The sequence below is a fragment of the Streptomyces sp. NPDC047022 genome, assembly GCF_040644155.1.
Lineage (GTDB): Bacteria > Actinomycetota > Actinomycetes > Streptomycetales > Streptomycetaceae > Streptomyces.
Genome location: NZ_JBEYVV010000004.1, coordinates 248,402 through 274,351, shown reverse-complemented (window position 1 = coordinate 274,351; position 25,950 = coordinate 248,402). Strand labels below are relative to the sequence as shown.

Below are 25,950 nucleotides of genomic sequence, written 5' to 3'. Positions count from 1 at the left end.
AGGGCCCCGACGGCGTCGGGACCGAAGTGTCCGGCGCGGGGACCGAAGTGTCCGGCGTGAGGACGTGTATGTCAGCGGGCGGCGACGACCGCCGGGCGCCGCGACGCCATGACCTTCTTCGCCAGCGACTTCGGGCTGGTCAGAAAGCCCCAGCCCCAGGACATGTGCATGGCCGCGAGGGCGACCGGGATCTGGAGGCGCGCCTTCAGGGGAAGGCCCTTGCCCGCCGGGACGGAGCCGAGGCCGATCGCCGCGAGATAGCCGCCGGGGATCACGAAGCCCCACGGTGTCAGCGCCGCGCCCACCACGACGCCCGCCGTGATCGCGCACACCGCGGCCGGCGGGGCGAGGTAGCGCAGGTTGATGGAGCCCTCGTGGTACCGGGCGACCACATGGCGCCAGCGTCCGTAGTCCTTGTACTGCTTGGCGAGGGCCCGCACCGAGGGCCTGGGACGGTACGACACCTTGAGCTCGGGCGAGAACCAGACGATGCCGCCGGCCTCCCGGATCCGGAAGTTCAGCTCCCAGTCCTGGGCGCGGATGAACTCCTCGTTGTAGCCGCCCTGCTGCTCCAGGGCCTCACGCCGGAAGACACCGAGGTAGACCGTGTCCGCGGCACCGGCCTCGCCACCCGTGTGGAAGGCGGCGTTGCCGACCCCTATCTTCGAGGTCATGGCGGCGGCGACTGCGTGCTCCCAGTCGTTCTCGCCCTCGGCGTGCATGATGCCGCCGACGTTCTGCGCGCCGGTCTCCTCCAGGAGGCGTACGGCAGTCGCGATGTAGTTCGGCGACAGCATTCCGTGACCGTCGACGCGGACCACGACCGGATGCCGGGACGCCTTGATCGCGGCGTTGAGCGCGGCGGGCGTGCGACCGGCCGGGTTGGGGACCGTGTGCACGCGCGGGTCTTCCCGGACCAGTTCGGCCGCGATCTCGTCCGTGCGGTCCGTGGACGGACCGAGGGCGAGCACGACCTCCATCTCGCCGCCGTACTCCTGGGCGAGGATCGCTTGGACGGCGCCGCGCAGATGCCGTTCCTCATCGAGGACCGGCATGATCACGGACACGGCGGGGAGCTGCACGTCGGGAGTGGCGTTCATAGGGGCCTCACGTTACCGCGAACGGGGGACACCGGTGCGCGCCGCCCGGGCGGCACCGGGAGCCGCCGATCACAGCGGCCTACGGTGCTCAGGGATCCACGTCCACGGAGGTCTCCCCGGTGCCCACGCCGACCCGCTCGCCCGCGCGTCCTCACCCGGAACGCCGGTCTCCCGCCCGTCGGCCGCCGGCCCGGCGGAGAAAGCCCCGCTGGGCATCACGGGTGTTCACCGCGCTGTCCGTGAGCGTTCTCGCCGCGGCCGGGATCGGGCACGCCATGATCGCCGGGGTCGACGAGGACATCTCCCGTATCGACCCCTTCAAGGACATGAAGGACCGCCCCGCGGCGGGTCACGGGATGAACATCCTCCTGGTGGGCACGGACGGCCGGGAGGGGATCACGGAGCAGGAGCGGCACGAGTTCCATCTGGGCGGGGATCCCTGCCACTGCACGGACACGGTCATGATCGTGCATATCTCCGAGGACCGGGACCGGGCGACGGTGGTGAGCCTGCCGCGGGACTCCTACGCGCAGGCGCCGGCGTACACCGACCGTGCGACCGGGGTGCAGCACCCGGCCCATCCGATCCGGCTGAACGCGGCCTACGCGGAGGGCGGCCCGGGTCTCACCGTGCGCACGGTCGAAGGCATGACGCAGCTGAAGATCGACCACTATATGGAGGTCGACTTCATCAGCTTCATGAAGACGGTGGACGCGCTCGGCGGTGTCCGGGTGTGCACGGCAACGCCGCTGAAGGACGGCTTCACCGGGCTCGACCTGGCCCCGGGCACGCATCTGCTGGGCGGCGGGCAGGCGCTGCAGTACGTGCGCTCACGGCACGTGGACGCGGCCTCCGACATGAGCCGTATGCAGCGGCAGCAGAAGTTCCTGGCGGCGCTGATCGACCGGGCGACGTCCTCGGGCATCCTGCTGAACCCGATGAAGTTCCGCGATGTGACCCGGGCGGTCCTGAGCTCGGTACGCGCGGACCCGGGCTTCGGGACGGACGAGCTGCTCGGGCTCAGCCACGCCATGCGGAATTTCTCACCGCGCTCGTCCGAGTTCACGACCGTGCCCATCGGTGACACGAAGTTCCCCGTCGCCGGTCTCGGCTCGACGGTGAAGTGGGACGACGCCAAGGCGCGGGCGCTGTTCCGGTCGCTGCGCGACGACAGACCGCTCACACCTGCCACGCCCGGGCACCGGGCGAAGGGCCCGGCCCCGGTGAGCGTGGACGTGCCCCCGCAGCAGATCCGGGTGCAGATCCAGAACGGAACGCCCGATGCGGGGCTCGGCAAGCGCCTGGACGACGGACTCGCGGCCACCGGGTTCCGTACGACCCGGCAGCCGGTGGCCGCGGCGGACCGTTCGGCCCGGCGCACGGTGATCCTCTACGACCCTCGCTGGGACCGTTCGGCCCGGTCCCTGGCGGCGGCCCTGCCGGGCAGCGAGCTGCGCGCCGCTCCGCGCCAGGGGGAGCTGCTGAAGGTGATCGCGGGCAGCGACTTCAAGGAGGTGCGGCCGGTGAAGCCCGAGGAACCGCAGAAGCCGGACCAGGTGACGACCGGCGATCAGGTCGTATGCCCGTGAGCCCTGGGGCGGCGGCAACGCCCGTGACTCAGTCGCGGGCAACGCCCGTGACTCAGTCGCCGTGGCCGTCCGCGGCCCGCTGCGCCCGCAGTTCCGTGATCGCGCGGCGGCGGGCCAGCCGGTGGGTGCGGCGGATCTGGGCCTCCTGGTAGCGGCGCTGGTCGCGCTCCGACTCCGGGATGACCGGCGGCACACGCCGGGGCTTGCCGTCGGCGTCGACCGCCGCGAAGACGAGATAGGCGGAGCCGACCTGAGTGGGCGGCGTCGACTCGTTCCAGCGCTCGGCCAGTACCCGGACGCCGACCTCCATCGAGGTGCGGCCGGTCCAGTTGACCTGGGCCTTCACATGGACGAGGTCGCCGACCCTGACCGGCTCCAGAAACGCCATCTCGTCCATGGAGGCGGTGACGGCCGGGCCGCCGGAGTGCCGGCCCGCCACGGCACCGGCCGCGTCGTCGACGAGTTTCATGATCACGCCACCGTGCACCGTGCCCAGAAGGTTGGTGTCGTTGTGGGTCATTATGTGGCTGAGCGTGGTCCGGGACGCGGAGGTCGGCTTGCCGGGGAGTTCACCCGCGATGACGCCCGGAATTTCTGATTCCGGAGCTGGGGCCTGGTCTGTCATGGCGTCCACCTTATGCCGCGCGAAGGTACTGAAATATTTGTGTCAGCTTCGCAACAGCCCTGACCCCGTTCTTCGCCGCCCCTTGTGGGGCACATACCCCGACCCTGCACACTGGGGCGCATGAACGATTGGCCCGAGGGATATCCCGACGCAAGCCGCGGCAACCGCTATGGACGCGGCAGCACCAACGCACAGCCCGATGGGGCGCGCGTGATGCGGCAGGTCCGGCGCACGCCGGGGACGCCGGGCGGCCCTCAGGGCGCGCCGCCCTACGGCGGGGTGCCGCAGCAGCCGTCGTACCAGGACGGCTACCAGGGTGACCCGGGGTACGGCGGTCACGAAGGGTACGACAGCGGTTACAACACCGGCCAGGTCTATGGCGGCGCCCCGCCGAACGGCGGCGGGTCCGGCCCGGAGTACGAGCAGTACCGGCCGCGCCCGAACTGGCGGCGCCGGATCAAGTGGACCGTGATCACTCTGGTCACGGTGCTCGTCGTGACCTCGGTCGCCACGTACTTCTGGGCCGATTCCAAGCTTCACCGCGACGTCGACCTGTCCAAGGTCATAGACCGGCCTGCGGCGGGTGCCGGCACGAATTACCTGATCGTCGGCTCCGACAGCCGGGCGGGCCTGACCGACGCGGACAAGAAGAAGCTGCACACCGGGTCCGCCGAGGGCAAGCGGACGGACTCGATGATGATCCTTCACGTCGGGGACAACGGCGACACCCTTGTCTCGCTCCCCCGTGACTCGGACGTGGAGATTCCGTCGTACCAGGGTTCGACGTCGGGAAAGGTCTACAAGGACACCGGCCGCCATACGAAGCTGAACGCGGCGTACGCCGAGGACGGCCCCGAGCTGCTGGTCCGGACGATCGAGTACAACACCGGGCTGCACATCGACCACTACGTGGAGATCGGCTTCGCCGGTTTCGCCAACATCGTGGACGCGGTGGGCGGCGTCGAGATCAACATCGACCAGGGCTTCAAGGACAAGTACTCGGGCGCCGACTTCAAGGCGGGCACGCAGACGCTGAACGGCGAGCAGGCCCTCGCCTTCGTCCGCACCCGGCACGCCTTCGCGGCCAGCGACCTGCAGCGCACCAAGAACCAGCAGAAGTTCCTCTCGGCGCTCGCCCACCAGGTCGCCACCCCGTCGACGGTCCTCAACCCCTTCAAGCTCTACCCGACCATGAGCGCGGGCCTGGACTCCCTGACCGTCGACAAGGACATGAGCCTGTGGGACCTCGGCTCCATGTTCTGGGCGATGAAGGGCGTCTCCGGCGGCGACGGTAAGTCGCTGAACATGCCGATCTCCGGCTCCACGGGCGGAAACCTGGTGTGGGACAAGGCCAAGGTCAAGACGCTGGTGGACGAGCTGAAGAACGACCAGCCGGTGACGGTCTCGGGCAACTGAGCCCCGGGCAGCCGTAGCCGGGAAGGGCCCCGCCGATGCCGGCGGGGCCCTTCCTCTGCTCGGGTACGAGCGCCGCCGATCAGCAGGCGCAGAGGCAGAACGGATGCCCCGCCGGGTCCGCGTACACCCGGAACGTGCGCGAGCGGTCCTCCGTGTCCAGCGGCCGGGCGCCGAGCGCGAGCACTCCCTTCTCGGCCGCGTCCAGGTCGTCCACCGTCAGGTCCAGATGGAACTGCTGCGAGCCGTCGGGCGCCGGCCACCGCGGCGGCACATGCCCGGGCGCGGCCTGGAACGCCAGCGCCGGGCCGTCCGGCGTCTTCAGGTCGACCCAGTCGCCGCTGCCCTCCACCTCGCCGCCGAGCACCTCGGCGTAGAACCCGGCGAGCGCGCGGGGGTCGGGACAGTCCAGGACGACGGGGCCCAGCTTGGCGAGAGCCATGACTTCCTCCTCGAAGTGCGTTACCCATAGAGACCGGCATACGGTAACCGTTACCGCATAGTGGCGTGTTGGAGGTAACACCGCAAGGGGAATTCCGGAAGGTAACGTCGCAGACATGACTGACAGAGCCCCCGCTCCGGGCGGTCTCGCGCTGGTGGAGGCCCTGGTCAACACCGTGGACCTGGAATCGGGCGACGATCGCCTGGACACACCCGAAGGACGTGCCGAGTTCGGCGTCGCGGAAGGCGACCTGGCGCAGACACGCGAGCTGCGGGAGTCCCTGCGTGCCGTCTGCCTGGCCCACGCGGGCCATCCGCCGCACCGCGAGGTGACACCCCTCGGCGTGCTTCTCGCGCGGGCACCCCTGCATGTCGCGGTCGACGAACGGGACGGCTCCGCCGCTCTCGCCCCCGCCGACGGACGGCCGCTCCTGGCGCGTGTGGCCGCGGCCGTCGCGCAGGCTCTCACCGAGGGCACCTGGATGCGCCTCAAGGCCTGTGAACTGCCCGAGTGCCACTGGGCGTACTACGACCGCAGCCCGGCCGGGAAGGGCCGCTGGTGCTCGATGGCGGTGTGCGGGGCACGGGCGAAGATGCGGCGGTACCGGGCCAAGTAGGCGCACACCCGGCACACGGTTCGGAGCCTCCCGGCCCGTGCGCCACGGCGGTGGTACAGAATGGGGGCCGGACGCCGGTCCGGCCGACTGAGCCTCGGCCGGACCGGCGTCACCCGTCCCGGCGCGCCGCGCCCCGGCCGTGATCCCTCACGCGGTGGGGCGGCCCATGGCCCGGTAGGTCCAGCCGGCCTTGCGCCACAGCTCCGGGTCGAGCGCGTTGCGTCCGTCGAGGAGCACACGGGAGGCGACCGCCGCGCCCATCTCCTCCGGGTCCAGCTCGCGGAACTCGCGCCACTCCGTGAGGTGCAGTACGACATCGGCGCCGCGCACCGCCTCGAGGGCCGAGCCTGCGTATCCGAGCGTGGGGAAGAGCCGCCGGGCGTTGTCCATGCCCTTGGGGTCGTAGACCGTGACCTGGCCGCCCTGCAGGTGTATCTGCCCGGCGACGTTCAGCGCGGGCGAGTCGCGTACGTCGTCCGAGTCGGGCTTGAACGTGGCACCCAGGACCGCGACGCGCTTGCCGAGGAACGAGCCGCCGCCCAGCGCCTCTCGGGCCATCTCCACCATCTGGCCGCGGCGGCGCATGTTGATGGAGTCGATCTCCCGCAGGAAGGTCAGCGCCTGGTCGGCGCCCAGCTCGCCCGCCCGTGCCATGAAGGCCCGGATGTCCTTGGGCAGGCAGCCGCCGCCGAAGCCGATGCCCGCCCGCAGGAACTTCCTTCCGATCCGGTCGTCGTGCCCGATGGCCTCCGCGAGCTTGGCGACGTCACCGCCCGCGGCCTCGCAGACCTCCGCCATCGCGTTGATGAAGGAGATCTTGGTGGCCAGGAAGGAGTTGGCGGAGGTCTTCACCAGCTCGGCGGTCGGGAAGTCGGTGACGACGAAGGGCGAGCCCTCGGCGACCGGGGTCGCGTACACCTCGCGCAGCAGCTTCTCGGCGCGCTCACTGCGCACGCCGACCACGACCCGGTCGGGGTGCAGCGTGTCCTGGACGGCGAAGCCCTCGCGCAGGAACTCCGGGTTCCAGGCCAGCTCCGCGTCCTGGCCCGCGGGTGCGTGCTCGGCGAGATAGGCGGCCAGGCGGTCGGCGGAGCCGACGGGCACGGTCGACTTGCCGACGACCAGGGCGGGTGCCTTCAGGTGCGGGGCCAGGGAGGCGACCGCGGCGTCCACGTAAGACATGTCACAGGCGTACTCGCCGTGCTTCTGGGGAGTGTTCACACAGACGAAGTGGATGTCGCCGAAGTCGGCCAGCTCGGCCCAGTCCATGGTGAAGCGCAGCCGCCCCGTGGCGCCCTCGATGCCCGCCACATGCTTGCGCAGCAGCTCCTCGAGGCCGGGCTCGTACATGGGGACCTCGCCCCGCTGGAGCATCTCGATCTTCTCGGGCACGACATCGAGCCCCAGCACCTCGAACCCGAGCTCGGCCATGGCCGCGGCGTGTGTCGCGCCGAGGTAGCCGGTACCGATCACGGTGATCTTGAGGCTCATGGATCTGCTCCAGGGATTACGGCTGTGAATCGGTGCCCGAGCATAGCGGGGCCTTACGACGGGCAGGTTCCCCGCTGTCGCCAAGCTCACGTATCAGTCGAGTGGGCGTACCTCTAAAATTTGAGTTACTTAACGGTAATTAGCGTCGGCTTCGCAGCGTTTTGGAGCGTGAGAGACCTTGGCCGGATCGGCTGACTTCGACCTGTACCGCCCCTCCGAGGAGCACGACATGCTCCGTGATGCGATCCGTTCGCTGGCCGAGGCGAAGATCGCGCCGTTCGCCGCAGCGGTGGACGAGGAGGCGCGCTTCCCGCAGGAGGCGCTGGACGCCCTCGTCACGGGCGACCTGCACGCGGTGCACGTACCAGAGGAGTACGGCGGCGCGGGCGCGGACGCGCTCGCCACGGTAATCGTGATCGAGGAGGTGGCGCGTGTCTGCGTGTCCTCCTCACTGATCCCGGCCGTGAACAAGCTCGGCTCCCTCCCGGTGATCCTCTCCGGCTCCGAGGAGCTGAAGAAGAAGTACCTGGGTCCGCTGGCCAATGGCGACGCGATGTTCTCGTACTGCCTCTCCGAGCCCGAGGCGGGCTCGGACGCGGCCGGTATGACGACGAAGGCGGTCCGCGACGGCGACCACTGGGTCCTCAACGGTGTGAAGCGCTGGATCACCAACGCGGGCGTCTCGGAGTACTACACGGTCATGGCCGTGACCGACCCCGAGAAGCGCTCCAAGGGCATATCGGCATTCGTGGTCGAGAAGTCCGACCCGGGCGTGTCCTTCGGCGCCCCGGAGAAGAAGCTCGGCATCAAGGGCTCGCCGACCCGCGAGGTCTACTTCGACAACGTCCGCATCCCGGCCGACCGCATGATCGGCGAGGAGGGCACGGGCTTCGCGACCGCGATGAAGACGCTCGACCACACCCGCATCACCATCGCCGCTCAGGCCCTCGGTGTCGCGCAGGGCGCCTTCGACTACGCCAAGAACTATGTGCGTGAGCGCAAGCAGTTCGGCAAGCCGATCGGCGACTTCCAGGGCATCCAGTTCATGCTCGCCGACATGGCTATGAAGATCGAGGCGGCCCGCCAGCTCACCTACGCGGCGGCGGCCAAGTCCGAGCGCGGCGACAAGGACCTGACCTTCCAGGGCGCCGCCGCCAAGTGCTTCGCCTCGGACGTGGCGATGGAGGTCACCACGGACGCCGTCCAGCTCCTGGGCGGATACGGCTACACGCGCGACTACCCGGTGGAGCGCATGATGCGCGACGCGAAGATCACGCAGATCTACGAGGGCACGAACCAGGTCCAGCGCATCGTGATGGCGCGCAACCTTCCGTAACAGCGGTGACAGCAGGGCTTTCGCAGGTCCTGCGGACCGTGAGGGTGGCAACAGCCCCCCGGCGCGATGCCGGGGGGCTGTTGCCGTGTTCCGCCCTTCGTCCCTTCGCCGCCCGCGGGCTTGTGTGCAGCCGCGGGCGGTGAGCCGTTCAGTCCCCGGCGCGGGACCGGAGCGGTTTCGGGAGGCGGACCAGGGGGAGGGGGCGCCCGGTCTCCACGATCCATGCCTCCACCCCGTTGACCGCCCCGAGAACAAGGACGACCGCGCCGACCGTGACCAGCAGCGGCACGTGGGGCGCCAGGAGGGACAGCGCCACGCACAGCACCGCGCCGGTGAAGCGTGGCACGGCGACAGCTCCGAACATGCGCCGTCGCGCGTAACAGAAGCCGCCCAGATACAGGGCGGCCCCGGGGGCCGCGAGAAGTCCCGCCAGTTCGTGGGGCACCTGAAGGGGCGCCCGCAGCAGTACCTTCAGGCTGACGGCCATGCAGATGATGCCGATGGCGTAGACGAGGTGGGCGTAGCTGAACACGTCCCGTACGACGCGTGCCTGCACAGGATCGCTGCTCAGGCTGTGCCGGGCCGCGGGGGCGCCGTAGTGGAAGTAGGTCCACCACAGCAGCAGGATCAGGCTGAAGGCGAGGCCCAGCGTCAGCAGGGTGGGGGTGTCGGCGCCGGCCTGCGAGGCATTGGCCCCGGCGGCGACGACCGTCTCGCCCAGGGCCAGGATCACGAACAGGCCGAACCGCTCCGGCAGGTGCGAGGTTTCGAAGCGGACCTGGTCCAGGCGTCTGCCGAGGATGGCCGTGCCGAGGATCTCCACCACGGCCGCCAGCCCCCACAGGGTCAGCCGTGTCTCCTCGGCCGCGAGGCCCCCGATCAGCACGAGGGGGCCGTTGACCAGCAGGCTCACCGCGAACGGTTCCACGCGCAGCCCGCCGAAGGTGGGCCAGCGGCGCATGCGCTGCCACAGGATCAGCCGCATCAGGACATAACAGGAGCCGAACACGACCCCGTCGTCGCCGAACGCCCGCGGGACGGCGACGGACATGCCGAGACCACAGGCCGCCAGGGCGAAGATGAGGAGCCGGCCGTGGGCGCCGTCCAGATGGGGACCCGCGGCGTTGCCCAGCAGGGCGGCTCCCACCCAGCCCATCCACAGCGGCACGAACAGCACCAGGGCCTTGAGGGCACCTTCTGCCGAGTGGGCGTGTGCCAGCACACCCGCGATCTGGGTGATGACGAAGACCCAGACCAGGTCGAAGAAGAGCTCGGCCCACGTGACGCGTTGCTCTTCCGGCGCGGTGGGCCCGGCCGGGGCCGCCGTGGCGGGGCTCACGGTCACCGGTCGGCACCCGCCGTTCTCAGGGCCGCTCCGAGCCCGTCGGCACGCACGCCCGCGGCGCCGGGCACGAAGCTTTTCATGGGGGCGATGAACGCCCGGGGGAAGCCCCGGGGGATCGCGCCGGCTTGGTCGAGCCGGTCGATCGCCTCGGCAGGCAATGTCAGGTCCACGGCGGCGAGGTTATCCCGCGGCCGCTCCGGGCGCGGCATGGATCCGGAGCGGCGTGATGGCGCGCAGCCTGCCGCGGCGCGCGGGGCATTGCGGCAACGCGCGGGGCGTTTTGGCGCATCCTTCAGGGGCCCCTTCGCGTGGTGCGGCAGGGTAGGTGCATGAGTGATCCGGTGATGGCGGCGCGGTTGCCGTCCTTTCCCTACCACCCGGACCCCCTGGCCACCGGTTCGGTGGTCGCCGCGGACACGGAGTGCCTGTGCTGCGGGCTGCGCCGCGGATACGTGTACGTGGGACCCGTCTACGCGGTGGCCGACGTCCGCGCCGAGCTGTGCCCGTGGTGTATCGCGGACGGCAGCGCGGCGGAGCGCTTCAGGGCGCGGTTCACCGAGGTGACGGGCGAGGCACCCAGGTCGGTGGTGCGTACGGTGGAGCGGCGCACACCGGGCTTCGCCGGCTGGCAGCCGGAGCGCTGGCTGACGCACTGCGGGGACGCGGCGGCGTATCTGGGGCGCGCGGGCACCAAGGAGCTGGCGGACCATCCTGAGGCCGCGCAGAGCCTCCGCGAGACCCTGGGCGAGATGTTCTACGCCTCCCTCGACGCCGACGGCCAGCCCACCGCCTATCTGTTCCGCTGCCGCACCTGCGCCAGGCATCTGGCGTACGCCGACTTCACCTGACGACGGCAGGGCCTCAGGGGCGCGGACGCCGGCCCGCGCCCCTTCCGTCTCAGCGGTCCAGCTGTTCCAGCGTCGCGTTCGACGGGCTCCGCTTGCCCTGGATGTCGCGGGCCACGTCCTCCGCCGCGCCCAGCACCCGTACCGCGTTCTGCCAGGTCAGCTTGGCCAGGTCGGATGTCGACCAGCCGCGGTCCAGCAGTTCCGCGATCAGGTTCGGGTAGCCGGAGACGTCGCCCAGGCCGTCGGGGGTGAAGGCCGTGCCGTCGTAGTCGCCGCCGATGCCGAGATGGTCGATGCCCGCCGCCTCGCGCATATGGTCCAAGTGGTCGGCGACCGTCGCGACGGTGGCGACGGGACGCGGACGGCGCTCCTCGAAGGCCTGGTGGACCTTCATCGCCTCGGGCGTCGTGTCCAGATGGTGGAGGCCGTGCGCGCGCATGTTCTCGTCCGCGGCGGCGGTCCAGTCGACCGCCGCCTGGAGGACGAACTTCGGCACGAACGTCACCATCGCGACGCCCCCGTTGGCGGGCAGGCGTTCGAGGACGTCGTCCGGGATGTTGCGAGGGTGGTCGCACACCGCGCGTGCCGAGGAGTGCGAGAAGATCACCGGCGCGTCCGAGGTGTCCAGCGCGTCCCGCATCGTCGTCGCCGCCACATGCGAGAGGTCGACCAGCATGCCGAGGCGGTTCATCTCGCGCACGACCTCACGTCCGAAGTTCGTGAGGCCGCCCGCCACCGGCTGGTCCGTCGCCGAGTCCGCCCACGCGACGTTGTCGTTGTGCGTGAGCGTCATGTACCGCACACCCAGCTCGTACAGCCCGCGCAGCGTGCCGAGCGAGTTCGCGATCGAGTGACCGCCCTCCGCGCCCATGAGGGACGCTATGCGGCCGTCCGCGCGCGCCGCCTCCATGTCGGCGGCGGTCAACGCCCTCCGCAGGTCGGCCGGGTAACGGTCGATCAGCTGCCGTACGCAGTCGATCTGTTCGAGCGTCGCGGGCACCGGCCCGGGCATGTCGCTGCGCACGTACACCGACCAGAACTGCGCGCCCACGCCGCCCTCGCGCAGCCGCGGCAGGTCGGTGTGGAGGTGGGCGTTCTGGTGCACGGAGATGTCGCGGGCGTCCAGGTCGTAGCCGACCTGCTCGCGCAGCGCCCAGGGCAGATCGTTGTGCCCGTCGACGACGGGGTACTGCCGCAGCAGTTCGCGTGCCGCCTCCAGGGAGGGCGAGGTCATCGGCGTCACTTCCCGGAGCCGAAGCCGAAACCGGCCGCCGACCCCTCGACCTTGGCGCGCAGGCGCTTGCCCTTCTCGGTGGCCTGGTCGTTGAGGTCCTGCTGGAACTCCCGCATCTTGCCGAGGAGTTCCTCGTCGTGCGCGGCCAGGATGCGGGCCGCGAGCAGACCGGCGTTGCGGGCGCCGCCCACCGAGACCGTCGCCACCGGCACGCCGGCGGGCATCTGCACGATCGACAGCAGCGAGTCCATGCCGTCCAGGTACTTCAGCGGGACCGGGACGCCGATCACGGGCAGCGGGGTGACCGAGGCGAGCATGCCGGGCAGGTGCGCGGCACCGCCGGCACCCGCGATGATCGCCTTCAGGCCGCGATCCGCGGCCTGTTCGCCGTACGCGACCATCTCGCGGGGCATACGGTGCGCGGAGACGACGTCGACCTCGTAGGCGATCTCGAACTCGTCGAGTGCCTTGGCGGCCGCCTCCATCACGGGCCAGTCGGAGTCCGACCCCATGACGATGCCCACCAATGGATAGGGGCGCGCGTCAGCGCTCGTCGAGGGGTGGTGGTCGGGCGACGGGTGGGCGGGGCTCATTCGGTGATGGTGCCTCTCAAGTAGCCGGCAGCGTGACGTGCGCGCTCCAGCACGTCGTCCAGGTCGTCGCCGTAGGTGTTGACGTGGCCGACCTTGCGGCCGGGCTTCACGTCCTTGCCGTACATATGGATCTTGAGTTGGGGGTCGCGGGCCATGCAGTGCAGGTACGCGGAGTACATGTCGGGGTAGTCGCCGCCGAGGACGTTGACCATGACGGCCCACTTGGCGCGCGAGCGCGGGTCGCCGAGCGGGAGGTCGAGGACCGCCCGCACATGGTTGGCGAACTGCGAGGTGATCGCGCCGTCCTGGGTCCAGTGGCCCGAGTTGTGCGGACGCATCGCGAGCTCGTTGACCAGGATGCGGCCGTCGCGCGTCTGGAACAGCTCGACGGCGAGATGGCCGACGACACCGAGTTCCTTGGCGATCGTCAGGGCCAGCTGCTCGGCCTTCAGCGCGAGTTCCTGCTCGAGATCGGGGGCGGGGGCGATCACGGTGTCGCAGACCCCGCCGACCTGCCGCGACTCCACCACGGGGTAGGCGACGGCCTGGCCGTGCGGCGACCGTACGACATTGGCGGCGAGCTCGCGGACGAAGTCGACCTTCTCCTCGGCGAGGACCGGGACGCCCGCGCGGAACGGCTCGGCGGCCTCCTCGGCGGTCTCGACCACCCACACGCCCTTGCCGTCGTAGCCGCCGCGGACGGTCTTCAGGACGACCGGGAAGCCGTCGCCCTCGGCCGCGAAGGCCAGGACGTCCGCCGGGTCGCTCACGATGCGGTGGCGCGGGCACGGCACACCGATCGCGTCGAGCTTCGCGCGCATCACTCCCTTGTCCTGGGCGTGCACGAGCGCGTCCGGGCCCGGGCGCACCGGGATGCCGTCCGCCTCGAGGGCGCGCAGATGCTCGGTGGGCACATGCTCGTGATCGAAGGTGATCACGTCGCAGCCCTGTGCGAAGGCGCGCAGCGTGTCCAGGTCGCGATAGTCGCCGATGACGACGTCGTGCACGACCTGCGCCGCGGAATCCTGGGGGGTGTCACTGAGGAGCTTGAACCTGATGCCCAGCGGAATGCCCGCCTCGTGTGTCATACGAGCGAGCTGGCCACCGCCGACCATGCCGACTACCGGGAACGTCACGCTCCTAGGGTATCGGCCGCGCCACCGCGGCCGGATTCCGTCCCCGCGGGTCACGAACCGGACACCTCCGGGACACCTCTGAGTGTGAGCTTTCTTTCCGTCCTCATGAACTGGTCCGGGGGCACGGGTCCCGGCCGCTGGTTAGCATGGCGGGGTTGACGCAGCTGCCCGGCGCACTCCGCCGGGGGCCGATGCGAACGACCGATACGGCCGCTGCGGCCGATCCGAGCGACCTACACAACCGACCCGACGGGGGCTGGCAACACCATGGGCAGTGGTTCCACAAGCCTGAGCGACAAACCCCGAGGCACGATGCGCCGGCAGTTCGACCAGCTGATGCGCGAGATCGCCAAGTTCGGCGCGGTCGGCGGGGCGGGACTGCTGGTCAACCTTCTCGTGTTCAACCTCGTGCGGCACATCACCGGTCTCCAGGTGGTCCGCGCCAGTGTCATCGCCACCATCGTCGCGATCGCCTTCAACTACGTCGGGTTCCGCTACTTCACCTACCGGGACCGCGACAAGAACGGCAGCGCCCGCGAGATAACGCTGTTCCTGGTGTTCAGCGCGGCGGGCCTGGTGATCGAGAACGGCGTGCTGTTCGCGGCGACGTACGGACTCGGCTGGGACAGCCCGCTGCAGAGCAACATCTTCAAGTTCCTCGGCATCGGCCTCGGCACCCTGTTCCGCTTCTGGTCGTACCGCTCGTGGGTCTTCAAGGCGATGCCGGCCGGGGAGGCCGTGGCGGGCGCCGAGTCGATACTCAAGGAAGCGGAGCGGCAGCGCCGCCACGACCAGCGCGTCAACCGCTGACCGCGCGGGCGGCCCCTTCCCGGCCGTCCCCATCGCCTTGTCCGCGCCCCGATCGTCTTGACCTGCGGTCCGATCGTCGTGGCCTGCGTCCCGATCGCCTTGACCTGCGGTCCGATGGTCTTACCGGACCGTCGTCTCCGGCTCGTCCCCCGGCGTCGGCGGCATCCTCAGGGGCGTGCGGGACAGGAACAGCCCGAAGACCGGGGGCTTGGCCTGGAGCATCTCCAGACGCCCGCCGTCGGCCTCCGCGAGGTCACGGGCGACCGCCAGGCCGATGCCCGTGGAGTTGCGCCCGCTGATGGTGCGCTCGAAGATGCGGGAGCCCAGCTCGGGCGGCACCCCCGGCCCCTCGTCGGTGACCTCCACCACCGCCTGGTTGCCGGTGACTCGGGTACGCAGAGCGACGGTGCCGCCACCGTGCATGAGCGAGTTCTCGATCAGCGCGGCCAGCACCTGGGCGACCGCGCCCGGGGTGCCCACGGCCCGCAGATGCCGCTTGCCCGAGCTGACGATCGCACGGCCCACACCGCGGTAGGCGGGGCGCCACTCGGCGATCTGCTGCTGGATGACCTCGTCGAGGTCGAAGGAGACGGCGGAGCCAGTGCGCGGGTCCCGCGCGTTCGTCAGCAGCCGCTCCACGACGTCCGTGAGCCGCTCCACCTGCGTCAGGGCGATGGTCGCCTCCTCCTTCACCGTGTCCGGGTCATCGGTGAGGGCGATCTCCTCCAGGCGCATGGAGAGCGCGGTCAGGGGCGTACGCAGCTGATGGGAGGCGTCGGCGGCGAGCCGTCGCTCGGCGGTGAGCATGCGCCCGATCCGCTCGGCGGAGGCGTCGAGGACGTCGGCGACCCGGTCCAGCTCGGGGACGCCGTACCGCTTGTGGCGCGGTCGCGGATCGCCGGAGCCGAGGCGCTCCGCGGTCTCGGCGAGGTCGGTCAGCGGGGATGCCAGACGGTTGGCCTGGCGCACGGCGAGCAGGACCGCGGCGATGATCGCGAGGAGCGCGACCAGGGCGATGATCATCAGGGTGCGGCCCACCTCGCGGGTGACCGAGGAGCGGGGCTCCTCGACCCGCACCGTCTCGCCCTCCTCGCCCTCGGTCGTGGAGTGGATGACGTCCCCGACGGGCTTGGCACCGACCTGGATGGGTACCTGGCCGGGAATGTCGATCACCGCGTACCTGTCGCCGGTGACCTGGGCCTTGAAGATCTCGGAGGTCACCCGCTCATTGCTGAGGAGCCGGCTGTCCACGATGCTGGCGAGCCGCAGCGCCTCGGAGTCGACGCGCTCCTGTGCGCTGTTGCTGATCGTCCTGGTCTCGACGATCACGAGGGAGACGCCGAAGACGGCGATCACCACGAGGACGACGGCGAGGGTGGACTGAATGAGACGACGACGCAAGGGGCCCTCCGTGCGCTGGCATGACAACGACCAGTGTCCCCCCGCCCGCGCCCCCTACGGACAAGAGGCATGAAGCCGCCCTGCCCTTACGCAACTCCACCGCGCGGATCGCACGCGAAGGCGCGCTCTGCGGACGAGCGGGGAACTGCGCGCTACAGGGGCGCGGGGAACTGCGCGAAAAACCCACGACGCACCCGCACCCGGCAACGCACGAGCCGGACCTCGGCCAGGGGCGCGGGGAACTGCGCGAAACCCCCCGCTCCGACGCACCCGCACATCACGACCCCGCCCCCGCGCCTAGCTCTTCTCGAACCGGAACCCCACACCCCGGACGGTGGCGATGTACCGAGGATTCGCCGCGTCATCGCCCAGCTTCTTGCGCAGCCAGGAAATATGCATGTCCAGGGTCTTCGTGGACGACCACCAGGTCGTGTCCCAGACCTCGCGCATCAGCTGGTCCCGGGTGACCACCCGCCCCGCGTCCCGCACGAGAACCCGCAGCAGGTCGAACTCCTTCGCGGTGAGCTGGAGCTCCTCGTCGCCCATCCACGCCCGGTGCGACTCGACGTCGATACGCACCCCGTGCGTGGCGGGCGGCTGCGCGGGCTCGGTGGAGCCGCGCCGCAGCAGCGCCCGGACACGGGCGAGCAGTTCGGCGAGCCGGAAGGGCTTGGTCACGTAGTCGTCGGCGCCCGCGTCGAGACCGACGACGGTGTCCACCTCGTCGGCACGCGCGGTCAGGATGAGGATCGGCACGGTGTGCCCCTCGGCACGCAGCCGGCGCGCCACCTCGAGGCCGTCCATGCCGGGAAGCCCGAGGTCCAGCACGACCAGGTCGACACCGCCCTGCATTCCGGCGTCGAGCGCGGTGGGTCCGTCCTCGCGCACTTCGACCTCGTAGCCCTCCCGGCGCAGGGCACGGGCCAGCGGCTCCGAGATGGACGCGTCGTCCTCGGCGAGCAGTACACGGGTCATGGGGTGATGGTAGTCCGCCGACGACCGGAGCAAAGGTGTGACCGAGGGTGTGATCACCGGAGCGCGCTTCTTACCTTGGCCTGCCACGATGCGCCGGCGCCGCCCGTGTTCACGGAGCGCGTTCGCGCCTTTCCGTCCTAGGTGACATCCTGGCTGGGACCTTCGATTGGGCGTCCACGGTTCCGGTCTTACCTGTGATCCGTGTCTCAAGTCCCTCCATATCCGGCGCTCTCATGACGTATGGTGACCAGAACGCCTGTAGCACCACCTGACCTTCGGCGGGCACTTGACGCTGAAGGTCTCTTTTGTGTGCGGGCTGGTCTCGGCCGGCCTTCAAAGGAATGACCTACGGCCGGGCCTTGTACGCAACGACACGCGTGGAGGCGTGGATCCCGGTGGTCGCCGTCCACCGCTCCGTGATCCGGAACGGAATCCCCGTGGGCGTGGGGGTGGACGACCGATCTGCCGGTGCCGGCCGCCCCCCACCGGGCGTGTGACTCTCGAAGCCCCTGGCTTCTCCCTTCTCGGCAACGTCCGGGCGGAGGGGACTCCATGGGCACGGGGCCCCCACGCGCATGCCCCGACCAGCAAGGAACGACATGGCGTCCAGCCTGACGAAGGACTCGGTCCGCCCGGGCACCCCCGGATCCGAGAAGACCTTCTTCGGCCACCCCCGCGGACTGGCCACTCTCTTCATGACCGAGATGTGGGAGCGATTCTCCTACTACGGCATGAAGGCCCTTCTCCCGCTGTACCTGGTCGCCCCGGGCGGCCTGCACCTGAACGCGGCCACGGCGACCGCGATCTACTCGGTGTACGTAGCCCTCGTCTACCTGCTCGCCCTGCCGGGCGGCTGGTTCGCCGACCGCGTCCTCGGTCCCCGCAAGACCGTCGCCGTGGCGGGCTTCATCATCATGCTGGGCCACCTCACGCTGGCCCTGCCGTCCGCCGGCACCTTCTACGCCGGTCTGGGTCTCGTCGCGATCGGCTCGGGTCTGCTGAAGGCCAACATCTCGACGATGGTCGGCCACCTCTACGACGGCATGGACGGCACGCGCCGCGACGGTGGCTTCACGCTGTTCTACATCGGCATCAACCTGGGCGCCTTCGCCGCGCCGCTGGTCATCGGCACCGTCGGCGAGAACGTCAACTGGCACCTGGGCTTCGCGCTCGCCGCGCTCGGCATGGCGCTCGGCCTCGGCCAGTACCTGCTCGGCGGCCGCCACCTGAGCGAGCGCTCGAAGGAGGTCCCGACGCCGCTGTCCGCCGCGGAGAAGGCCTCCACGCTGCGCAAGGCGGGCCTGTGGGCCGCCGTCGCGGTCGTCTTCTACGCGATCGTCGGCTTCTCCGGTGTCTACACGCTGAACTGGCTGCTGGTCCCGATCACCATCGCCGGTCTGGTCATCCCGATCGTGGTCATCGCCCGGATCAAGCGGGACAAGGACCTGAACCAGGCCGAGCAGTCCAAGATGTCCGCGTACATCTGGTTCTTCGTCGCCGCGGCCGTGTTCTGGATGATCTACGACCAGGGTGGCTCGACCCTGTCGATCTTCGCCGACTCCTCGGCCAAGAACACGATCTTCGGCTGGGGGTTCCCGGTCTCCTGGTACCAGTCGGTCAACCCGGTCATGATCATGGCGCTGGCCCCGGTCTTCGCCTGGATGTGGCTCGCGCTGAACCGCCGCGGCAAGGAGCCGAGCACGGCGACGAAGTTCGCCTCCGGTCTGGTCCTGATCGGTGCCTCCTTCTTCCTGTTCCTCGCCCCGCTGAGCATCGCCGACGGCGGTCACAAGGCCGCGGCCATGTGGCTGGTCGCGATCTACTTCGTGCAGACCGTCGGCGAGCTGACGCTCTCCCCGGTCGGCCTCTCCGTCACCACGAAGATGGCCCCGCAGAAGTACGCCTCCCAGATGATGGGTGTCTGGTTCCTGGCCGTCACCGCCGGTGACGCCACGACCGGCCTGCTCTCCATCGCGGGCGTCGACCTGAACAAGACGGGCATCGTGACCCTCGAAGCCGTGATCGCCGTGGTCGCCGGCTTCGCGGCGTGGATGTACCGCAAGAAGGTCAGGGAGCTCATGGGCGACGTCCACTGACGTAGCGCCCGGGCCAAGCAAGGGCCGTCGCACCTTCAGGGTGCGACGGCCCTTGTCCGTTCCCGGGTGTCAGCGGGCTCGCCTGGGCAGGAACGCGAAGACCGCCCCGCCCAGCAGGATCACCGTGCCAGCCACCAGGCCCAGCGCCTTCAGTGCGCCGTGGTCGCTGGAACCGGTCTCGGCCAGACCGCCCGAGCCGCTGCCGCTGCCGCCGGACGAGGAGGTGCCCCCGGACGTCGATGTGCCGCCGGAGGCACCGCCCGGCTGCTGCGAGGTGTCCAGGCTCAGGGACACCTGCGTGCTGGTGGGCGTGCATGTGGTGGTCGTACCGAGCGCCTTGATGACCAGCACGCCCGGGGACAGGGTCGAGGTGCCGCTCGCGCCCGGCTTATAGGTGCCGGTGAGGTCCGGGATCTCGATCGGGTCGCCCGACTTGATCGGGTTCGCGTTCGTGGGGCCCTCGACGTGCACGGTCCCCTTGTCCGCGCCGCCCAGCACGACATCCATGGACGGCTTCACCGAGTCCTTCGGTATGTCCGCCGGGCTGTCCATGACCGACTTCTTGAACTGCACCGTCAGGCCGAAGCTCCCGCCGTCATTCTTTGCGTTGATCTGCACCGGCGAGGTGGCGTTCTTGTCCCCGATCGGGGTCTTGCAGGCGTACGGGATCTGCACCTCCTTGCCGGTGAAGTCGGTCTGTCCGGTGCCGCCGGTGGGGGTGCTCGTCGGGGTGGCCGACTGCGTGGGCGCGGGCGTCGTCGACGAGGGCGGGGCCGGGGTGGGCGTCGGGGTGGTGCCGCCGCCGCCCGTCACCTGGATCGTCGCCGCCTTCTGCACGGTCTCCTTCGGTGTGCACTTGGTGTCGGTGGACATCGCGTTGACGGTGTACGCGTCCGGCGTCAGCGTCACCGCGCCGGCCGTCGTCAGCTTCAGGCTGCCCTTCATGTCGGACAGCACCATGGCGCCGCCCTTGGGAATCGCGGGGTTCTGCCGCGGGCCCTGCAGGGCGATGTCGGCGGTCTGCGCGCCGGCCGCCTTCAAGACGCCGGACGGCTGCACCGAGTTGGCGGGCAGGTCGATGATGTCCGGGTTCTTGGACGCGGCCTGCACGAACTTCCACACGATGTCCACGGTGTCGCCCACCTTCGCGGTGGCCGGCGCGGTGATCTCGACCTGCGTGGTGCCGTCGACCGGACTGATCCCCGCGGGCGGCACGCAGTGGGTCGCGTACGCCACCGTGGCCGCCTGCGCGGGCGTCGCGGCCAGGCCCAGCAGGGCGCCCGCACCGCTCAGCACCAGCGCGGCGCCCACCGCCGTGCCTCTCCTTCGCATGCTCACATGCGTCCCTTCCTGGTGGGAGTCGTGGAAGTCGTGGGAGTCACTGGGCTCGTGGGAGTTGTGGGGTCCCCAGGAGCCGTGGCGCTCGTGGGAGTTGTGGGGCTCCCAGGAGCCGCGCTCGCAGGACTGGTACGACTCGTCGGGCTGTCGTCGTGCGGTGCGGAGAGCCGGCCGGCCGGGTCGCCCGGAGCGGAGTCCGGGGTGAACCAGGGCAGGGCCGGGGTCGTAGGGGGTGAGGCCGCGGGGGGCCGGGAGCGGAAGACGGGCAGCACGAGGGCGGGGCGGGTCAGGCGCCGGTGGCGGACTCCGCCCGGCCGGACCCGGTCCACCAGGGCCATCCCGGCGCGGAACAGCGCGACCGGTACGACCACGCACAGCAGCAGCCAGAACAGGGTCACGCCCCAGGGACGGTCCACGCCCCACGGCTGCTCGGCCAGGACCCTGCCGCCGTACTCCAGCGAGACCGTGTAGTCGCCGTGCGCCCCGGCCGTCAGCTCCACCGGCAGTCTGATCTGCGCCTTGCCGCCAGGCCCCACCGTGCCGCGCCACTGCTGCTCGTCCCACTGCGGGGCGAACACACCGTGCGCGGTGCCGACGCGGAAGACGGGGTCCTTGACCGGCGCCGAGCCGACGTTGCCGACGGTGAACACGAGCGTGCGGGAGGGCGGCGCCCCGAACCAGGTCAGCAGCCCGTCGCCGCCGTCGAGCCGGGTGTCCGTCAGCACCGACAGGCGCCCGGCGAAGGACTGCGCCGGAAGCGGCTGAACGGCGTGGCCCGCGACCTGGAAGACCACGTCGGTCTGCGCCGTCGCCCCGGTGACGGTGGCGACGTGTACGACGCAGGGGCACGGCACGGGCGGCTCGGACACCGGAAGGCTTCTGCGGAACGCCCCCCGCGCATCGGTCGTGACGGCCCTGCCGTCCGCGTTGGCACAGGAATTGGTGCCGCCGATCACACCGCGGGAGGGCGAGGACTGTCCGCAGATCAGGATCATCAGCAGGGCCCTGGGCCGCCAGCCGCTGCCGCTGACGGTGACCGAACCGCCCGTCCCCGCCTGGGACGTCGACAGGCTGACGGCCGGCTTGTCCGCGCCCCAGGCGGGCCGGGCCAGGGGTGCAAGGACGAGCACGAGCACCGCCACCAGCGCCGAGATGCGCCCCTTCACATCGCCGCTCCCGTCAACTCGGCCTGCGTGCCCGCCCGGATCTCGCTCCGCTCCTCCGGCGGGGGGCGCCTGAGACGTCGTACGGCCACACCGGCGCCCACGGCCGCGAGCAGCGCGGCGGCCATGGCAGCGGCCGGCGTCCCCCACGGCACGAACCGCACCGAGGCGGACGCGGTACCGTGCGCTCCGCCCGCCGCCGTGACGGTGAGCCGCACGTCCACCGCGTCGAGCGCCGGGTGGTGCGGCCACGGCTCGGTGAGCCGGACGCTGCTGCCGGGCGGCAGCTCGACGGGCAGTGCGCGCGGGGCGCGGTCGAGGACCCGGCCGAGCACTCCGTCGGCGCGCACCGCGAGCCTGGGGGTCAGCACGGTGGTGCCCCGGTTGACCAGCTCGTAGGTGATCCGCCCGCGCCGCACCTTCAAGTGCTCCACCGTCAGCGCGGACAACACGGGTCCCAGAACGCGGACTTGGACCCGTACGGCCGAGGTACGGCCGCCGCCCGTGTCCGCCACGATCGCGCCGGGGTGGTCTCCGGGAGCGGCGTCCGGCGGCACCGTCACGGTGAACGGCACGTCGGCGCGGGTACGGGCGGGCACGGTCACCGCGACCGTGGGTACCGCGGTTCTGCGGCCCCCCGAGCTGCGCGCGAAGCGGATCCACGCACCGGTGCCCACCGGCTTCGAGTGCGCCTCGAGGCTCCCGTCGGCGGCGTCTTCCGCGTCGGCGCCGCTCAGCCGGACGGTCAGCGGCCGGTTTCCCGGGTTGAGCACCGACACGGCGTCCTGGAGCACCGTCCCGGGGCCGCCCTCCGCGTAGACGTACGGCCGGCCGTCGGCGCCGCCCGTCGCGGGCACGACGGACCAGCCGCTGTCGGCGGCGACGGGCGCGGCGCCCAGCAGGACGGTCGCAGCGGCCAGGGAGAGACGGACGGCGGCATGGCGGGCGTACGGCATGGGCGGCTCCCAGCGGGTGACGGGCGGGAGGGGCGGTGAGCTTGCGCCTCAGCGGCGCACCGCCTGGTTCCTGCGTGTCAGCCACAGCACCCCGGCCGCGCCCGCGAGCAGCACCGTGCCGCCGAAGGTGCCCAGGGCGACCGCGGAGTCCTCGGGGCCGGTCTGCGGCAGCTGCCCGCCGCTGTCCGCGCCGCCCTGGGTGGAGCCGGACGAGCCGGACGAGCCGCCGCCGGCGGCCGTGACGTCGAGGGTCAGTGACGGGCCCGGGGTGTTGGAGGGCGTGCACGTGGTCGTCGTACCGAGCGCCTTGATGGTCAGCACCCCGGCGGTGAACGTGACCTTGCCGGTCTTCTTCGGCGTGTATGTACCGCTCAGATCGTTGATCTTGATGGGAGTGTTGGCCGGGATCGACTCCTGGTTGGCCGGGCCCGTCACCGTGATGCTGCCGCTGTCGGCACCGCCCAGGTTGACGGTCGCGCTCGGGCTCATCGCCCCCTTGCCCAGTTCGACCGGGCTGGAGGAGACGCCCTTCTGCCAGGACATGGTGATCTTGTAGGCGCTGCCGCTCTTGACGCCCTTGATGTCGATGGGCGAGACGGCGCTCTTGTCGCCGATGGGGGTCTTGCACTGGTAGTTGACGTTGACGACCTCCGCCTGGGCCGCGGGGGCGGTCATCAGTAGCGCCGAGCCGGCCAGGGCGGCGGCGGACGCGAGCACGGCGGTCCGTTGGTAGTTCGGCACGGTCCCCTCTTTCCTGACGGCATATCAGATTCGGCCGTCAAGGTACGCCCCGGCCGTTGTAGAGGGAAGACACAGTGCGCGCCGGATCTGTGGCGATCCGGCGCGCATGAAGTGATGTGCGCGTGTGACGCGCGGCGGGGGCGTCAGGCAGGGGCGCCGAGCTCGGCCCACACCTTCTTGCCCGCGACACCGGGCGTACGCACGACCCCCCAGTCCAGGCAGAGCCGCTGCACGATGAACATCCCGTGACCACCGGGGCGACCCGCTCGGTGCGGGGTGCGCGGGGCAGGCTGACCCGAGCCCTTGTCCGACACCTCGATGCGCAGCACCTTCTTGTCGCATGTGATCCACAGCTCTTCGGGACCCTCGGCGTGCAGGCACGCGTTGGTCACGAGCTCGGAGACGACGAGCAGCACGTCCTCGGCCGCGGCCCGCCGGTCGGCGGTCGCGGCGGGCAGCCAGCCCCACGCATACAGCGCCTGTCGGGTGAAATCGCGGGCGAGCGGGACGACGCCGCTCGCACCGTCGAAGCCAAGCCTGCGCACCTGCCGGTCCGAGGGAGGCGCCTCTCCCCCGGACACACCCGGGGGAGCGCCCGCGCCGGACGAACCCTGCTCGGGCGCTCCCGAAGCGCCGCCGGGCTCGGGGCCGCGGTCGCCCGGCGAGTAGGGCCGGGTGGTGCTCATCAGCGCTTCACCTCACCGATTCACCAGTTCACGATTCAAGACTCAGTACGTGGTCGGGCGGCGTTTCCGCCGGTTTTCTGTCGTGCCGTTCGTGCGTGATGTTCGTGCCGTTCGTGTGGAGCCTCTGCATTCGGCCTTCGGCCTACGCCCGGACTGCCGACACATTCAGCATGTCTCCTGCCCGGGCGGATCGCCTGAACACCCGCGGATCCGGCCGGGAACTGTGACACCCGTAACGCGCTGGTCACACGATGACGACCGAGCGCACCGCTGCCGTGCGCCCCGGTACTACTCGGCCAGCGCATCGTCCACGGCGTCATGGACGGTGAAGACGGCGTCCGCCCCGGTGATCTCGAACACCCTGGCCACGACGGGCAGCATCCCCGCCAGATGGACGCCGCCACCGGCGGCCTCGGCCTTCAGCCGGGCGCCCAGGAGCACGTTCAGCCCGGTGGAGTCACAGAACTCGAGCCGTGAACAGTCCACCACCAAGCGTGAGAACCCCTTCTCGAGGCAGTCCTCCAGGGGTTCGCGCAGCAAATCGGCGGTGTGGTGATCCAACTCACCCACCGGGGTCACAACGGCGCTCGTGCCTTCTTGCCGCACTTCGACCAGAAGCCGGCCCGACTGTGCGCTGCCGACCGTCCCGCGGTCCATGCCGTCTCTCTCCCGACCGTCGTGGCTGTCTGATTGGACGCTTTCGAACACTACGCCTTCCTCACACCTCTCGACACCCGAACAACCCGACTAATTCGGACATTCCGCTACATAACGCACTTGCGGTGGGCCGACAAAAGCAGGTAGGGCTAGTACGGACACCGATTCGACACGGCCGGCTTTGGAGGCGCCGCACACCGCAGTGCACGTATTGGCTTCGGCGGCCATATGCCGAGAACGATGGAGGACATCATGTCACCCCGGCTCGACACACCGCAGACCCAGAGGGCGACGTCGGCACCCCTTCTGGAACAGCTGAATCTCGACACTGCCGACAGCGTCGCCCAGCACGGTCTCACCGAGTCCGACGGTCTCTCGGACCTTCCCGAGATCCCGCCGTACGACGAGGTGGGGGCGGTCGACGCGCGAGCCCTGTCCAAAACGCTCTTCGAACGGCTGGAGTCGCTCGAGGAGGGCACGCACGAATATTCGTACGTCCGCAATACCCTCGTGGAATTGAACCTCGCCCTGGTGAAGTTCGCCGCCTCCCGTTTCCGCTCGCGCAGCGAGCCGATGGAGGACATCATCCAGGTCGGCACGATCGGCCTGATCAAGGCGATCGACCGTTTCGAACTGACCCGCGGTGTGGAATTCCCCACCTTCGCGATGCCGACGATCATCGGCGAGATCAAGCGCTTCTTCCGCGACACGTCGTGGTCCGTGCGCGTCCCGCGCCGGCTCCAGGAGCTCCGTCTCGACCTGGCGAAGGCCGGCGACGACCTTGCCCAGCAGTTCGACCGCGCCCCCACGGTGGCCGAACTGGCGGAGCATCTCGGCATCTCGAACGACCAGGTCGTCGAGGGCATGGCGGCGTCGAACGCCTATACGGCCAGCTCCCTTGACGCGCAGCCCGAGGAAGACGACTCCGAGGGCGCGCTCGCGGACCGCATCGGCTACGAGGACCATGGGCTCGAAGGCATCGAGTACGTCGAGTCGTTGAAGCCGCTGATCGCCGAACTCCCGCCGCGCGACCGGCAGATCCTGTCGCTGCGCTTCGTCGCCAATATGACGCAGTCGGAGATCGGCGACGAGCTCGGCATCTCGCAGATGCATGTGTCGCGGCTGCTGTCCCGGACGTTGGTACGACTACGCAGGGGGCTGACGGTCGAGGAGTGACGACTGTCGTGACGTGATGTCACCGCATGTACCCACCGCCCGGTGCCGCAACGGCGCCGGGCGGACCCGTTTCGGCATCGCCGCTCGCCGGTGGCCCGGCAGACATCGTTCGCCCGTCGCCGCGAGGCGAACGATGTATCCCCCGGCACTGGTTACCCACGGATACCTCTTTTCCCGCGCGCC

25 protein-coding genes are annotated in these 25,950 nt (G+C 70.4%); 8 read left to right on the top strand and 17 right to left on the bottom strand.

What is annotated here, in order from left to right:
* Positions 1-71: 71 nt before the first annotated feature.
* Positions 72-1,100, bottom strand: a complete 1,029-nt coding sequence (locus ABZ845_RS07920) for a glycosyltransferase family 2 protein (RefSeq protein WP_360974371.1) — start codon at positions 1,098-1,100, stop codon at positions 72-74.
* 275 nt (positions 1,101-1,375) lie between these two features.
* Between ABZ845_RS07920 and ABZ845_RS07915 the strand changes: the two genes are divergently transcribed.
* Positions 1,376-2,689, top strand: a complete 1,314-nt coding sequence (locus ABZ845_RS07915; RefSeq protein WP_360974481.1) for an LCP family protein — start codon at positions 1,376-1,378, stop codon at positions 2,687-2,689.
* A gap of 52 nt (positions 2,690-2,741) precedes the next feature.
* Here the strand turns inward: ABZ845_RS07915 and ABZ845_RS07910 are convergent, their stop codons facing one another.
* On the bottom strand, positions 2,742-3,314 hold the full coding sequence (locus ABZ845_RS07910; RefSeq protein WP_360974368.1) for an acyl-CoA thioesterase: 573 nt from the start codon (positions 3,312-3,314) through the stop codon (positions 2,742-2,744).
* Between the two features lie 120 nt (positions 3,315-3,434).
* On the opposite strand from ABZ845_RS07910, the gene ABZ845_RS07905 reads away from it, so the two are divergent.
* A complete protein-coding gene (locus ABZ845_RS07905; RefSeq protein WP_360974365.1) occupies positions 3,435-4,730 on the top strand; it encodes an LCP family protein in 1,296 nt (431 codons plus the stop codon).
* Between the two features lie 79 nt (positions 4,731-4,809).
* Here ABZ845_RS07905 and ABZ845_RS07900 read toward each other — a convergent pair whose 3' ends face one another.
* Complete coding sequence (locus tag ABZ845_RS07900) at positions 4,810-5,169, bottom strand: VOC family protein (protein ID WP_360974362.1); 360 nt, start codon at positions 5,167-5,169, stop codon at positions 4,810-4,812.
* A gap of 115 nt (positions 5,170-5,284) precedes the next feature.
* On the opposite strand from ABZ845_RS07900, the gene ABZ845_RS07895 reads away from it, so the two are divergent.
* Positions 5,285-5,785 (top strand): CGNR zinc finger domain-containing protein, encoded by a 501-nt coding sequence (locus ABZ845_RS07895; RefSeq protein WP_360974359.1) that lies wholly within the window; start codon positions 5,285-5,287, stop codon positions 5,783-5,785.
* Between the two features lie 147 nt (positions 5,786-5,932).
* Here the strand turns inward: ABZ845_RS07895 and ABZ845_RS07890 are convergent, their stop codons facing one another.
* Positions 5,933-7,276 (bottom strand): UDP-glucose/GDP-mannose dehydrogenase family protein, encoded by a 1,344-nt coding sequence (locus ABZ845_RS07890; RefSeq protein WP_360974356.1) that lies wholly within the window; start codon positions 7,274-7,276, stop codon positions 5,933-5,935.
* A 178-nt stretch (positions 7,277-7,454) separates the two neighbouring features.
* Here ABZ845_RS07890 and ABZ845_RS07885 point away from each other — a divergent pair, with 178 nt between their 5' ends.
* Positions 7,455-8,612 carry an acyl-CoA dehydrogenase gene (locus tag ABZ845_RS07885; protein WP_360974353.1) on the top strand — a complete coding sequence of 386 codons (1,158 nt, stop codon included), beginning with the start codon at positions 7,455-7,457 and terminating at the stop codon, positions 8,610-8,612.
* 148 nt (positions 8,613-8,760) lie between these two features.
* On the opposite strand, the gene ABZ845_RS07880 is transcribed toward ABZ845_RS07885, so the two are convergent.
* Positions 8,761-9,957: a low temperature requirement protein A gene (locus ABZ845_RS07880; RefSeq protein WP_360974350.1), complete on the bottom strand. Its 1,197-nt coding sequence runs from the start codon at positions 9,955-9,957 to the stop codon at positions 8,761-8,763.
* Positions 9,954-10,127, bottom strand: a complete 174-nt coding sequence (locus tag ABZ845_RS07875) for a hypothetical protein (protein WP_360974347.1) — start codon at positions 10,125-10,127, stop codon at positions 9,954-9,956. Before ABZ845_RS07875 ends, ABZ845_RS07880 begins: the two co-directional genes overlap by 4 nt.
* Positions 10,128-10,286: 159 nt before the next feature.
* Here ABZ845_RS07875 and ABZ845_RS07870 point away from each other — a divergent pair, with 159 nt between their 5' ends.
* Positions 10,287-10,805 (top strand): CbrC family protein, encoded by a 519-nt coding sequence (locus ABZ845_RS07870; protein WP_360974344.1) that lies wholly within the window; start codon positions 10,287-10,289, stop codon positions 10,803-10,805.
* A 49-nt stretch (positions 10,806-10,854) separates the two neighbouring features.
* Here the strand turns inward: ABZ845_RS07870 and ABZ845_RS07865 are convergent, their stop codons facing one another.
* The 3 genes from ABZ845_RS07865 to ABZ845_RS07855 form a co-directional block, all read right to left on the bottom strand.
* Positions 10,855-12,039: a dipeptidase gene (locus ABZ845_RS07865; RefSeq protein ID WP_360974341.1), complete on the bottom strand. Its 1,185-nt coding sequence runs from the start codon at positions 12,037-12,039 to the stop codon at positions 10,855-10,857.
* A gap of 5 nt (positions 12,040-12,044) precedes the next feature.
* Positions 12,045-12,551, bottom strand: a complete 507-nt coding sequence (purE, locus tag ABZ845_RS07860; RefSeq protein ID WP_360974478.1) for a 5-(carboxyamino)imidazole ribonucleotide mutase — start codon at positions 12,549-12,551, stop codon at positions 12,045-12,047.
* A 77-nt stretch (positions 12,552-12,628) separates the two neighbouring features.
* Positions 12,629-13,768 carry a 5-(carboxyamino)imidazole ribonucleotide synthase gene (locus tag ABZ845_RS07855; RefSeq protein WP_360974338.1) on the bottom strand — a complete coding sequence of 380 codons (1,140 nt, stop codon included), beginning with the start codon at positions 13,766-13,768 and terminating at the stop codon, positions 12,629-12,631.
* Positions 13,769-14,035: 267 nt separating this feature from the next.
* On the opposite strand from ABZ845_RS07855, the gene ABZ845_RS07850 reads away from it, so the two are divergent.
* Positions 14,036-14,578 (top strand): GtrA family protein, encoded by a 543-nt coding sequence (locus ABZ845_RS07850; protein ID WP_360974335.1) that lies wholly within the window; start codon positions 14,036-14,038, stop codon positions 14,576-14,578.
* A gap of 120 nt (positions 14,579-14,698) precedes the next feature.
* Here the strand turns inward: ABZ845_RS07850 and ABZ845_RS07845 are convergent, their stop codons facing one another.
* Positions 14,699-15,979, bottom strand: a complete 1,281-nt coding sequence (locus ABZ845_RS07845) for an ATP-binding protein (protein WP_360974332.1) — start codon at positions 15,977-15,979, stop codon at positions 14,699-14,701.
* A 297-nt stretch (positions 15,980-16,276) separates the two neighbouring features.
* Positions 16,277-16,954 (bottom strand): response regulator transcription factor, encoded by a 678-nt coding sequence (locus tag ABZ845_RS07840; protein ID WP_059130771.1) that lies wholly within the window; start codon positions 16,952-16,954, stop codon positions 16,277-16,279.
* Positions 16,955-17,553: 599 nt separating this feature from the next.
* Here ABZ845_RS07840 and ABZ845_RS07835 point away from each other — a divergent pair.
* A complete protein-coding gene (locus tag ABZ845_RS07835; RefSeq protein ID WP_360974329.1) occupies positions 17,554-19,050 on the top strand; it encodes an oligopeptide:H+ symporter in 1,497 nt (498 codons plus the stop codon).
* 69 nt (positions 19,051-19,119) lie between these two features.
* Here ABZ845_RS07835 and ABZ845_RS07830 read toward each other — a convergent pair whose 3' ends face one another.
* The 6 genes from ABZ845_RS07830 to ABZ845_RS07805 all read right to left on the bottom strand — a co-directional run bounded on the left by ABZ845_RS07830 (position 19,120) and on the right by ABZ845_RS07805 (position 24,591).
* Complete coding sequence (locus tag ABZ845_RS07830; RefSeq protein ID WP_360974475.1) at positions 19,120-20,382, bottom strand: hypothetical protein; 1,263 nt, start codon at positions 20,380-20,382, stop codon at positions 19,120-19,122.
* A gap of 2 nt (positions 20,383-20,384) precedes the next feature.
* On the bottom strand, positions 20,385-21,554 hold the full coding sequence (locus ABZ845_RS07825) for a hypothetical protein (protein ID WP_360974326.1): 1,170 nt from the start codon (positions 21,552-21,554) through the stop codon (positions 20,385-20,387).
* The gene (locus ABZ845_RS07820) at positions 21,551-22,507 is read right to left on the bottom strand and encodes a hypothetical protein (protein WP_360974323.1); all 957 of its coding nucleotides are present in this window, start codon (positions 22,505-22,507) and stop codon (positions 21,551-21,553) included. The genes ABZ845_RS07825 and ABZ845_RS07820 overlap by 4 nt, the downstream gene beginning before the upstream one ends.
* A gap of 48 nt (positions 22,508-22,555) precedes the next feature.
* The gene (locus tag ABZ845_RS07815; RefSeq protein WP_360974320.1) at positions 22,556-23,248 is read right to left on the bottom strand and encodes an LPXTG cell wall anchor domain-containing protein; all 693 of its coding nucleotides are present in this window, start codon (positions 23,246-23,248) and stop codon (positions 22,556-22,558) included.
* Between the two features lie 143 nt (positions 23,249-23,391).
* Positions 23,392-23,934, bottom strand: a complete 543-nt coding sequence (locus ABZ845_RS07810) for an ATP-binding protein (protein ID WP_360974317.1) — start codon at positions 23,932-23,934, stop codon at positions 23,392-23,394.
* 288 nt (positions 23,935-24,222) lie between these two features.
* Positions 24,223-24,591 (bottom strand): STAS domain-containing protein, encoded by a 369-nt coding sequence (locus ABZ845_RS07805; RefSeq protein WP_360974314.1) that lies wholly within the window; start codon positions 24,589-24,591, stop codon positions 24,223-24,225.
* 252 nt (positions 24,592-24,843) lie between these two features.
* Here ABZ845_RS07805 and ABZ845_RS07800 point away from each other — a divergent pair, with 252 nt between their 5' ends.
* Positions 24,844-25,767 carry an RNA polymerase sigma factor SigF gene (locus ABZ845_RS07800; protein WP_360974472.1) on the top strand — a complete coding sequence of 308 codons (924 nt, stop codon included), beginning with the start codon at positions 24,844-24,846 and terminating at the stop codon, positions 25,765-25,767.
* The last annotated feature ends 183 nt before the right edge of the window (positions 25,768-25,950 follow it).

Coding starts and splice junctions, on each gene's coding strand:
- ABZ845_RS07920 (WP_360974371.1), bottom strand. CDS start 1,100: ATGAACGCCACTCCCGACGTGCAGCTCCCCGCCGTGTCCGTGATCATG.
- ABZ845_RS07915 (WP_360974481.1), top strand. CDS start 1,376: ATGATCGCCGGGGTCGACGAGGACATCTCCCGTATCGACCCCTTCAAG.
- ABZ845_RS07910 (WP_360974368.1), bottom strand. CDS start 3,314: ATGACAGACCAGGCCCCAGCTCCGGAATCAGAAATTCCGGGCGTCATC.
- ABZ845_RS07905 (WP_360974365.1), top strand. CDS start 3,435: ATGAACGATTGGCCCGAGGGATATCCCGACGCAAGCCGCGGCAACCGC.
- ABZ845_RS07900 (WP_360974362.1), bottom strand. CDS start 5,169: ATGGCTCTCGCCAAGCTGGGCCCCGTCGTCCTGGACTGTCCCGACCCC.
- ABZ845_RS07895 (WP_360974359.1), top strand. CDS start 5,285: ATGACTGACAGAGCCCCCGCTCCGGGCGGTCTCGCGCTGGTGGAGGCC.
- ABZ845_RS07890 (WP_360974356.1), bottom strand. CDS start 7,276: ATGAGCCTCAAGATCACCGTGATCGGTACCGGCTACCTCGGCGCGACA.
- ABZ845_RS07870 (WP_360974344.1), top strand. CDS start 10,287: ATGAGTGATCCGGTGATGGCGGCGCGGTTGCCGTCCTTTCCCTACCAC.
- ABZ845_RS07865 (WP_360974341.1), bottom strand. CDS start 12,039: ATGACCTCGCCCTCCCTGGAGGCGGCACGCGAACTGCTGCGGCAGTAC.
- purE (WP_360974478.1), bottom strand. CDS start 12,551: ATGGGGTCGGACTCCGACTGGCCCGTGATGGAGGCGGCCGCCAAGGCA.
- ABZ845_RS07850 (WP_360974335.1), top strand. CDS start 14,036: ATGGGCAGTGGTTCCACAAGCCTGAGCGACAAACCCCGAGGCACGATG.
- ABZ845_RS07840 (WP_059130771.1), bottom strand. CDS start 16,954: ATGACCCGTGTACTGCTCGCCGAGGACGACGCGTCCATCTCGGAGCCG.
- ABZ845_RS07835 (WP_360974329.1), top strand. CDS start 17,554: ATGGCGTCCAGCCTGACGAAGGACTCGGTCCGCCCGGGCACCCCCGGA.
- ABZ845_RS07830 (WP_360974475.1), bottom strand. CDS start 20,382: ATGCGAAGGAGAGGCACGGCGGTGGGCGCCGCGCTGGTGCTGAGCGGT.
- ABZ845_RS07820 (WP_360974323.1), bottom strand. CDS start 22,507: ATGCCGTACGCCCGCCATGCCGCCGTCCGTCTCTCCCTGGCCGCTGCG.
- ABZ845_RS07810 (WP_360974317.1), bottom strand. CDS start 23,934: ATGAGCACCACCCGGCCCTACTCGCCGGGCGACCGCGGCCCCGAGCCC.
- ABZ845_RS07805 (WP_360974314.1), bottom strand. CDS start 24,591: ATGGACCGCGGGACGGTCGGCAGCGCACAGTCGGGCCGGCTTCTGGTC.
- ABZ845_RS07800 (WP_360974472.1), top strand. CDS start 24,844: ATGTCACCCCGGCTCGACACACCGCAGACCCAGAGGGCGACGTCGGCA.